This window comes from Pseudomonas sp. P4_C4 (assembly GCF_056402055.1).
Genome location: NZ_JBFUID010000115.1, coordinates 1 through 7,301 on the forward strand (window position 1 = coordinate 1; position 7,301 = coordinate 7,301).

The 7,301-nt window shown below is 54.9% G+C and carries 13 protein-coding genes and 1 pseudogene; 7 read left to right on the top strand and 7 right to left on the bottom strand.

Translation table 11 applies throughout. The annotated features are described in order from the left end of the window. The 7 genes and pseudogenes from AC1DXW_RS30590 to AC1DXW_RS30620 all read right to left on the bottom strand — a co-directional run. Positions 1–257 (bottom strand): annotated as a pseudogene (locus AC1DXW_RS30590) (tyrosine-type recombinase/integrase); the annotation flags it as partial. Positions 258–277: 20 nt separating this feature from the next. Beyond that, on the bottom strand, positions 278–778 hold the full coding sequence (locus AC1DXW_RS30595; RefSeq protein ID WP_477760874.1) for a hypothetical protein: 501 nt from the start codon (positions 776–778) through the stop codon (positions 278–280). Then, positions 778–1,599 carry a replication protein P gene (locus AC1DXW_RS30600; protein WP_477756618.1) on the bottom strand — a complete coding sequence of 274 codons (822 nt, stop codon included), beginning with the start codon at positions 1,597–1,599 and terminating at the stop codon, positions 778–780. Before AC1DXW_RS30600 ends, AC1DXW_RS30595 begins: the two co-directional genes overlap by 1 nt. Continuing rightward, on the bottom strand, positions 1,599–2,345 hold the full coding sequence (locus AC1DXW_RS30605) for a DnaT-like ssDNA-binding domain-containing protein (RefSeq protein WP_477756619.1): 747 nt from the start codon (positions 2,343–2,345) through the stop codon (positions 1,599–1,601). Before AC1DXW_RS30605 ends, AC1DXW_RS30600 begins: the two co-directional genes overlap by 1 nt. Next, positions 2,345–2,653, bottom strand: coding sequence for a hypothetical protein (locus AC1DXW_RS30610; protein WP_477760875.1), 309 nt, complete (start codon positions 2,651–2,653; stop codon positions 2,345–2,347). Before AC1DXW_RS30610 ends, AC1DXW_RS30605 begins: the two co-directional genes overlap by 1 nt. A gap of 64 nt (positions 2,654–2,717) precedes the next feature. After that, complete coding sequence (locus AC1DXW_RS30615) at positions 2,718–3,338, bottom strand: hypothetical protein (RefSeq protein ID WP_108217325.1); 621 nt, start codon at positions 3,336–3,338, stop codon at positions 2,718–2,720. Between the two features lie 53 nt (positions 3,339–3,391). Continuing rightward, the gene (locus AC1DXW_RS30620) at positions 3,392–3,592 is read right to left on the bottom strand and encodes a Cro/CI family transcriptional regulator (protein WP_108217324.1); all 201 of its coding nucleotides are present in this window, start codon (positions 3,590–3,592) and stop codon (positions 3,392–3,394) included. 106 nt (positions 3,593–3,698) lie between these two features. On the opposite strand from AC1DXW_RS30620, the gene AC1DXW_RS30625 reads away from it, so the two are divergent. From AC1DXW_RS30625 to AC1DXW_RS30655, 7 genes are all read left to right on the top strand, one after another. Continuing rightward, positions 3,699–4,421, top strand: coding sequence for a LexA family transcriptional regulator (locus AC1DXW_RS30625; protein ID WP_477760876.1), 723 nt, complete (start codon positions 3,699–3,701; stop codon positions 4,419–4,421). Positions 4,422–4,643: 222 nt separating this feature from the next. Continuing rightward, positions 4,644–4,892 carry a DUF1654 domain-containing protein gene (locus AC1DXW_RS30630; protein ID WP_477760877.1) on the top strand — a complete coding sequence of 83 codons (249 nt, stop codon included), beginning with the start codon at positions 4,644–4,646 and terminating at the stop codon, positions 4,890–4,892. A 380-nt stretch (positions 4,893–5,272) separates the two neighbouring features. Continuing rightward, positions 5,273–5,722: a tellurite resistance TerB family protein gene (locus AC1DXW_RS30635; RefSeq protein WP_477756563.1), complete on the top strand. Its 450-nt coding sequence runs from the start codon at positions 5,273–5,275 to the stop codon at positions 5,720–5,722. Between the two features lie 265 nt (positions 5,723–5,987). Beyond that, entirely contained in the window at positions 5,988–6,167 is a 180-nt protein-coding gene (gene csrA / locus AC1DXW_RS30640) for a carbon storage regulator CsrA (protein ID WP_150755807.1), read from the top strand. A gap of 201 nt (positions 6,168–6,368) precedes the next feature. Continuing rightward, positions 6,369–6,494 (top strand): hypothetical protein, encoded by a 126-nt coding sequence (locus AC1DXW_RS30645; RefSeq protein WP_477756564.1) that lies wholly within the window; start codon positions 6,369–6,371, stop codon positions 6,492–6,494. Beyond that, positions 6,491–6,952, top strand: a complete 462-nt coding sequence (locus AC1DXW_RS30650; RefSeq protein ID WP_477756565.1) for a hypothetical protein — start codon at positions 6,491–6,493, stop codon at positions 6,950–6,952. Before AC1DXW_RS30645 ends, AC1DXW_RS30650 begins: the two co-directional genes overlap by 4 nt. Before the next feature lie 81 nt (positions 6,953–7,033). Continuing rightward, on the top strand, positions 7,034–7,301 hold a 268-nt coding region (locus tag AC1DXW_RS30655), incomplete at its 3' end, for a hypothetical protein (RefSeq protein ID WP_477760878.1).

The window sequence follows — 7,301 nt, forward strand, 5'->3', positions numbered from 1 at the left end:
GTCGAACCTTCTTCGGCAGCAACTCGAAGACGGACAGTCGGCAGCGCCGCAACCACCTGCTTGGTGCTCAGATCCGGGAATCCACCAATACGGTGCCAGGAGCGCTTGCTGAGCAAGTACCAAGAGCCACGAGAACGATTCTTTGCGAAGCGAAAATGCAACGCCGGATGACTCGCATCACGCAGGTCGCGGACGTGCATTTTTTTGGCGTTTCGCTCGATCTCTGCGTCCGACAGCTTCACCGTCAGAGTCTTCACCACGGCCGTCCGAGTGCCCATTAGCCCCCCTTCAGCAGAGATTGCAGGAGCTTGAATTTGTCGAGTGCTTCAGCATTGACCTCGCGCTCTGCCTCAACGGACAACGCCACTTCCTCGATACGCGCGGCAAGCTTTTTCATGCGATTACCGACCTCCTCGGCAAAGCTGATGACCTCGCCAGACAGCGCCGCCAACGTATCCAGGGCGCTGGCATCGGCTTTTTTAATGGTCAAAACGGCTGACTGGGTTTCCTTTGGCATGTTCTGCTCTCTCGGGGATTTGATCGTGACGGCGGCACGCTGAAAATGACCGTTAACGGGTTCGCGAATAAGACCTGCCTCCTTCAACTCACCTAAGCCGCGCCGGACAGCCGGGAACTGGGCCCCTGTGGCTTCGGAAACCATCAACGAATTGAAAATGTCGTGGGCACTCCAACGCTCCTGGATTGGCACGACCTGGAACACCTTGCGGGCAAGTGAAGATTGCCCGGCGAGCATGTTTTGTTGCTTGGCTGCATTCATCAGAAGCCACCTGTGGGATGGATTGGATCAGGGAGGGAGTTCAAGCAGGTACCTGGAAGCGAGGCTTGTTGCTGCTCGCGCTTTCCCGGGCCATTGGCAAAACGAGCCAGCAACTGTGCACGGGCGACTTTGCCGTCAAGCGGGATCGACTGTTGCGACATGGTCATCAACAACCGCGCCTCGCCGTACTCTTCCGCAAGTTGCGTTTCGAGCTTTTGCGAGTCGTGGCCGATGCCAATGGCGATGTCTTCGAGCGGCTGTCGGCTGACCAACATCCGGATGGTGATGTCATAGGCGCGATCAAAGACCTTGCTGGCCTTCTCGGACACCAGGCTGTTTAGGTTATGCATCTCGCATTGAAGGGCGGCATGACGTACCGCCGGGTGCGACCACTCACGGGAAAATGCTCGGCTCGGGTCCAAATTGAGCAGAGCTTCACGAAAGGCCTTACCGTGCGAAGGAATGCCCAGCATTTCAGGAGTTGGCTGACACCACTTCACAAACTTACCGACGCTCGGCGCGAAATCGCTGCCGTGCTGTCGGCAGTTCTGCAAGCCGTACCGAATCTGCTCAAGAGTATTGATCTCGGCGGCGACGAAAGCCTTGACCCAGCTGCGTTTTGCAGCGCGTAGGGCTTCATCATCGGGCCAAGCTTGCTTCCACGCGGGGAAGATCGCCTGTAATTCCTTGAACAGCGCGTTAACGACATCAGCGGTACCGGGCAGCAATTGTTTCCGCGGCTCCAGCGTCACGGGCGGCAGGTTGCTCATCTCGCTCAGCAGTCGGTTGGCGCTCTGAGGCACGCTTTTGGCTTGGGTCATCACAAATCACCAAGGTCATCAGACCAGGTCGTGTCGTCGAAATCTGGGCCGTTGACCTGCTTCACGGGAAATTGCCGAATGTTTGAACTGGCCGTTTTGGCAACATCGCGCTTGATCCACTTCACGAGCAGGCTGACCCAGGCTGCTTGCGTCTCGAAACGACCACTGGCGGTGTAATGGCAAACGAAAGCAGCTGTGGCCTCCGCGGTGAACGTAGTTAACGGTAGGGCCATCCGTAGCGCGTAAGCCTGCAAGAGCTGTTGATCAGGCCCCCACTCAAGCGACATCTCGACTGCCGCCGAACGATCGCTCGCGCCCAGAGTGTTGTGTTGATCTTTATTCTTCTCTACATCTTCTTTAGGTAACGCATTGCTAACGCTTGGAACGTTACCTTTGGCGTTAGCTGCTTTGTGGTTGGCTACCCTTTTGGCAGTGAGAAGCCTGTTTTTGGCGGTTTTCCCGTTATGACGCTCGAAATGCGGGAGGCTGATTACGCCATCCACTTCTTGCATCCATGCCACGGACTTCATGTGCTCGCAAAAACCGATAACGCCCACCAGCCGATCAAGTAACTTCTTGCTAACGCTCGGAGCGTTACCGCTCTCCGTCTGCTGGTCGAACCAACCCCATACCCGCATCAACTTGCCCACTACCGCGTCCGGATCGATGTCGGCTAGGTCAGCGATCTGGCAGACCTCTGGCTTATCTAGGGTAGTGAGTTCGAATTTGATCCAATCGCCGGCCATTACATGGTCTCCTGCAGAAGCTCAGCAAGGCGAACAAGGACTTTCGGGGAGACCATTGGGTCGAATGCAGCTCGCTGGATGCTGGCTTCCGGATCATGCTTCAGGGCTTTTACTTTGTAGGGGGTGTCATTTGAGGACGCGACTCCCTTGGTAGCCAGCGCTCGGACTGTCTTCCGGACATTGTCATGCGAACTGCCTATCAGCTCGGCAATATCGTGTGGCGACATGGTGAGGCATGAGATGTTTTGCGATTGACCGAAACGTGTCACGACATCGAGGGTATTGCTTGGGGCAATGTGGCTGTGCATAATCATCGCTCTCTAGTTTTGCGAATCAGCCGACCTTCTCCGTCGGCTTTTTTGTGTCTATAACTCAGGCGATCGACTTCAACGCTGGGCGAGACTTTTCAATCATCTCCTCGGCTTTCCGACCAAGCTCCCCTGCCCTTGCTTCAACTTGTCGACATTCCTTGGCGAACGCTGGTAGGTGCGGCATGTCCTTTTCGCTCATCACCTGATCGTCGAAAACTTCGCTTCCCGTGTCGATCACATCCCCCAAGGCGCGGATCAATGCGCTGAAGCTTTTGTTCCCGCATTGTTCGGTCGCCATCTGGCGGGCACCAATCAAACCGTGACGGCTGGCCAGTTCATTCACGCAGTGATCACGGAACTCAGGCTCGAGTGCATTCACCCACGACTCTTCCAGCCAAGATGGCATTTCCTGCTCGCCCGACAGCCAGCGTTGAACGCGCTTGAGCCAGCGACCGGTTGCCTTCACGAACTCGCTGACATCGTTCAGCCGCGCCAACTCATCAAAATCAGGAACCTTCGCTAATTCAATCTTCGCGGCAGGGACGATTACGTAAATTTCCCGGCTCAGCGCCTGGGCGAAATCGTCCTGACTCAGGTTGGTGCGCGCGATCTGATTTGCCGCATGCGCGACTAGCACCTGATCCCGGGTTTGAATGCTGTGTCTTGGACTGGACGTTTCCATATGAACTGCTGTCTCCTAATCTGGCTTCAATGGAGCGCTAGATAATGTGTTGGTTAGCCTGTGAAGCGCTGGGGTTGGCCGGGAAAGGGCTTCACCTCTTCCGCCTCGAAGCGGCCGTCATCGAACACGGTCACATAAACCTCACGCCCTGCCTTCAAGGCTTTGCTGATGCCGCCCTGGCTCATACGAAGCGCTGACGCCGCTTTTAGCTGACCAACTTTGGTCACAAAATCTTTGAGTGGTATGCGCTGCATACAGGACCTCTTTCGCTGTGCACGCATAAAAGTATTACCTGCGGTCTTTATTAAGTCAATATCGGCGGTCTTAGATTGATATTACCTGACGTAATACAGTGCGTTTATGAATAAACCTTTGAAAAAACGCCCCTTGAGCGACGTAGAGCAGCAGGAATGCGCAGCGCTGAACGCACTCTATAAAGCGAAGAAAAAAGAACTCGGGCTTAGCCAAGAAAAAATTGCTATAGAAGGCCTCAAGGCCAATAGCCAGAGCGCTGCGAGCCATTATTTGACAGGGCGAAACGCCTTGAATATCGAGGCCGCTTCTGTTTTTGCGCGCTATTTGAAAGTCCCCGTTTCAGCCTTTAGCGAGCGCCTTGCTAAAGAAATCGACAAGCTTTCAAGCTCTGAGCCTTCAAATGTCGCTTCAACTCGACAACCTAATGAGTCATTCCGCTACCCGGTCATCAGCTGGGTTGCCGCTGGCGCCTGGGCGGAAGCAGTCGAACCCTTCCCTCCTGGGTTTTCAGATCGATACGAGTTATCGGACTACAACTCTAAGGGGCCGGCCTTCTGGCTTGAGGTTAAGGGCGACTCGATGACATCTCCGGTCGGGACAAGCATTGCTGAAGGAACGCTGATCCTTGTTGATACCGAGGCTGACGTTCAGTCTGGAAAACTTGTTGTGGCCAAATTGGCTGACAGTGACCAAGCCACCTTCAAGAAGCTCGTAGATGACGGTGGTCGACGTTACTTAAGGCCCTTGAACCCTGCCTACCCTACTGAGATGTGTGCAGAGAGCTGCCGAATCGTTGGAGTCGTGGTAAGGGCGCTGCAAAAGCTATAGGACATTGGCCCCCCCATCTAGCCTGCCTTTAGAAAGCCCGCCATGAGCGGGCTTTTTTCGTCTTTGGTCCTCACAAGTTCTTTCACTTTCGTAAGTTTGCGGCGTGTATTCCTCTTTTTTGTATAAAGATTTTTGCAGCTTGCCGAAATGGACTATCCCAACCCGTCAATTGTTTGACATTTTGTGGTGGCGCTTCCAAATGAAAAAACTAAGGACCACCGTATGCATCGCCCACCTCCTGCAAACTCATCTGAGACTTCATATGCGATTCTCCGCCGACGAATCCAACGCCTGATCGCTGCACCGCATGCGCAGAAGATCCAATCCGTCGTAGTCACCAGGTCAGAGAACGAATCTGCCGAAGCATGGCTCCAAGTTCTGGAGGAAATTGAAGAAACCGATGGGGTCCGCATGGATCGGCTCGAGAGTGGTGCCATCAGGATCGGATGGCGAGAATACTGCGAAGCGTGAAGAGGGCCCGCGATTGAGCGGGTTTTTTATTATCTATCGTATTTTTTATTACCTGCGGTCTTGACTGAATTTATTATCACTAGTAATTTATTTGTCAGGCCATCGGCTCAGCAGCGAAAGCCGCGCCACTCTTTAACAATCAGCGCAACAAACAACAGACCGCATTGCCTCTACCGGTGACCGGCGAACAGACAGGCCCGAAAGCCTGCCAACGACAGGAACAACCTGGGCGGCTGATCGATGGTGAAACGCCAGAACCGTGTGAATGACCCAGCAAGCAATGCGCCCCGCCCCCTCCGGCGGCAGTAGGACTGACAGCATCACTGCTGCACCTTGGTGACAGGGTGCAGTGGGATGTCATCCCACCCAGAGAAATCACCATGTTTGGAATGAAGAAGCTGTTCGGAAAACAAGTCGGCAACGCCCAAGCCGAGATGAAGAAAGTCGTTAACCGCGACTTGATGCAGGCCATTGTCGGCGGCGGCTTATTGGTCGCTGCGGCTGATGGGGAAATTGAAGCCAGTGAGGTTTCCAAGCTCGACGAACTGATTCGCTCCAACCCAAATTTGACGCACTTCGGCGGCGAGATCACCGAAACCATCAATCGCTTCACGGCTCAACTGAACGCCAACTTCCAAGTAGGTCGATTGGCAATCAAGCGGGAACTGACCGACATCAAAAACGTTCCGGCCGACGCGGAGGAAGCCTTCGTCAACGTTCTTGCCGTTGCCCAGGCTGATGGTCAGATCGAGCCAGCAGAATTGGTGGTGCTGAAAGAAATAGGCATGCACTTCGGTCTGCGTCTGGCTGACTACGGTATCGAGGCGTGAAGTACGCGACAAAGGTTCTGCTGATCCTGCTGGCACTGATCGTCGGCTGCATGTTGCTGAGCAACGTAGCCTCTCGAGCCACTTGCTCCTACTAGGGCTTCCAGACTGACCGAGAGACGCGCTACGCCGCCTTTGTAGGCTGCATGGTTCTGGTTGAAGGGGCGTGGTTCCCGCGCAATAAAATCCGCGTAGTGCAGTGACGTTTCACTGATGCCGCTTCTTAAAAGGCGGCATTGGGAAACCAACTAACGCAAGGAAATGGACAATGCTGATTTTGACTCGTAAAGCAGGCGAAAGCATCAACATAGGCAACGACATAACGATCACCGTGCTGGGTGTGAGCGGCCAACAAGTACGCATCGGGACAAGCGCTCCCAAGGAAGTCGCAGTGCATCGAGAAGAGATCACCCAGCGCATTCAAGCGGGCCTGTCCAAACCCCGGTAATTAATCAACCAGCAGGTAGGCGGAGTGCTGACGAATACACATCACCTACTCCGAGGGATCAACATGCATCCATCATTTCAAGAGCGCTTCGATGAACTCGGTGTGCTACTGCAGAAATCTAATGCAGCCCGGGCCGGCCGTATAAATCGACCAGCGCCAGCCAAACCGGTGCGCTACCAAGTCGCCGGGAGAAGCGTCGGCATGTACCAGATTAAAGACCGTACCACCGGCAAGACTCGCGCCTTTCGTGACGACTACAAGGCCGCTCACGAACTCGCCATGCAGTTTGAAGCAAAGGCCAATCGCCACATTGCGGTGGCACTATGAAAAAGCGAAAGCCCAACAACATGCGAACCCGGATAGAGCGAGCGAGCCGGGCACTGCTCAATGCCAATCACGTCGCGGTGGTCCATATCGACCCCAGCGGACGTCAAGGGATGATCAACAGGAAGAGCTGCAAGAGCATCCCGCCAGGGCAGCGCATGGCAGAAGCAGTCTGCGACATTGCCCACCGCTGGACGATCTATGTCAGCGTCCAGTGTCGCGATCAACAAGGGCACCGCTACACTAAATCAGTAGAGGTTGCTCCCCAAGGCAACTATCTGGCCGCGCACCTCGAAGACGTGATCGAGGAAACCTACAAAGACCTGGTCGCCGAGAGCAATCCGAATCATCGGGTCGCTTCGGGCTGGATCGCCATTCCCGCCGAAATATCGCTGACTGAAGAGCAAGCCGCCCGGGTGTTCGACGCCGTGGGTGTCTGGAATCAGCAGAGGGCAGCATGAAAAGCATCAGCAACCAAGTGCGCCAGCGCCGACGACAGACATGGCTGGATCTACCAGCCCACGGAATTGAAGAGACAGGCCATGGCCGAGGAACAGCAGGAGCCGACGGCGGAAGCCATCAAGCAGCGCAAGAAGCGCGAGAAGAAGGTCGCGGACGATGCCAAGAAGGGGATCGGCCGATTCACTGTTGAGGTAGCTGGCGTGTTCATGCCTGACCTGAAGCGCCTCATGAAGGAACATGGCTTCAACAACCAGCAGGAGGTGTATCAGAACCTGCTGCGGAACGTGATCGCCGCGGACTTCAATACGGCGACGCAGATGCTCGAGTGTGTCACGACACCTTATGTAG

Bases quoted from the DNA above. Each gene is read 5' to 3' on its own strand.
- AC1DXW_RS30595 (WP_477760874.1), bottom strand. From the start codon at position 778: ATGAATGCAGCCAAGCAACAAAACATGCTCGCCGGGCAATCTTCACTT.
- AC1DXW_RS30600 (WP_477756618.1), bottom strand. From the start codon at position 1,599: ATGACCCAAGCCAAAAGCGTGCCTCAGAGCGCCAACCGACTGCTGAGC.
- AC1DXW_RS30605 (WP_477756619.1), bottom strand. From the start codon at position 2,345: ATGGCCGGCGATTGGATCAAATTCGAACTCACTACCCTAGATAAGCCA.
- AC1DXW_RS30610 (WP_477760875.1), bottom strand. From the start codon at position 2,653: ATGCACAGCCACATTGCCCCAAGCAATACCCTCGATGTCGTGACACGT.
- AC1DXW_RS30615 (WP_108217325.1), bottom strand. From the start codon at position 3,338: ATGGAAACGTCCAGTCCAAGACACAGCATTCAAACCCGGGATCAGGTG.
- AC1DXW_RS30620 (WP_108217324.1), bottom strand. From the start codon at position 3,592: ATGCAGCGCATACCACTCAAAGATTTTGTGACCAAAGTTGGTCAGCTA.
- AC1DXW_RS30625 (WP_477760876.1), top strand. From the start codon at position 3,699: ATGAATAAACCTTTGAAAAAACGCCCCTTGAGCGACGTAGAGCAGCAG.
- AC1DXW_RS30630 (WP_477760877.1), top strand. From the start codon at position 4,644: ATGCATCGCCCACCTCCTGCAAACTCATCTGAGACTTCATATGCGATT.
- AC1DXW_RS30635 (WP_477756563.1), top strand. From the start codon at position 5,273: ATGTTTGGAATGAAGAAGCTGTTCGGAAAACAAGTCGGCAACGCCCAA.
- csrA (WP_150755807.1), top strand. From the start codon at position 5,988: ATGCTGATTTTGACTCGTAAAGCAGGCGAAAGCATCAACATAGGCAAC.
- AC1DXW_RS30645 (WP_477756564.1), top strand. From the start codon at position 6,369: ATGTACCAGATTAAAGACCGTACCACCGGCAAGACTCGCGCCTTTCGT.
- AC1DXW_RS30650 (WP_477756565.1), top strand. From the start codon at position 6,491: ATGAAAAAGCGAAAGCCCAACAACATGCGAACCCGGATAGAGCGAGCG.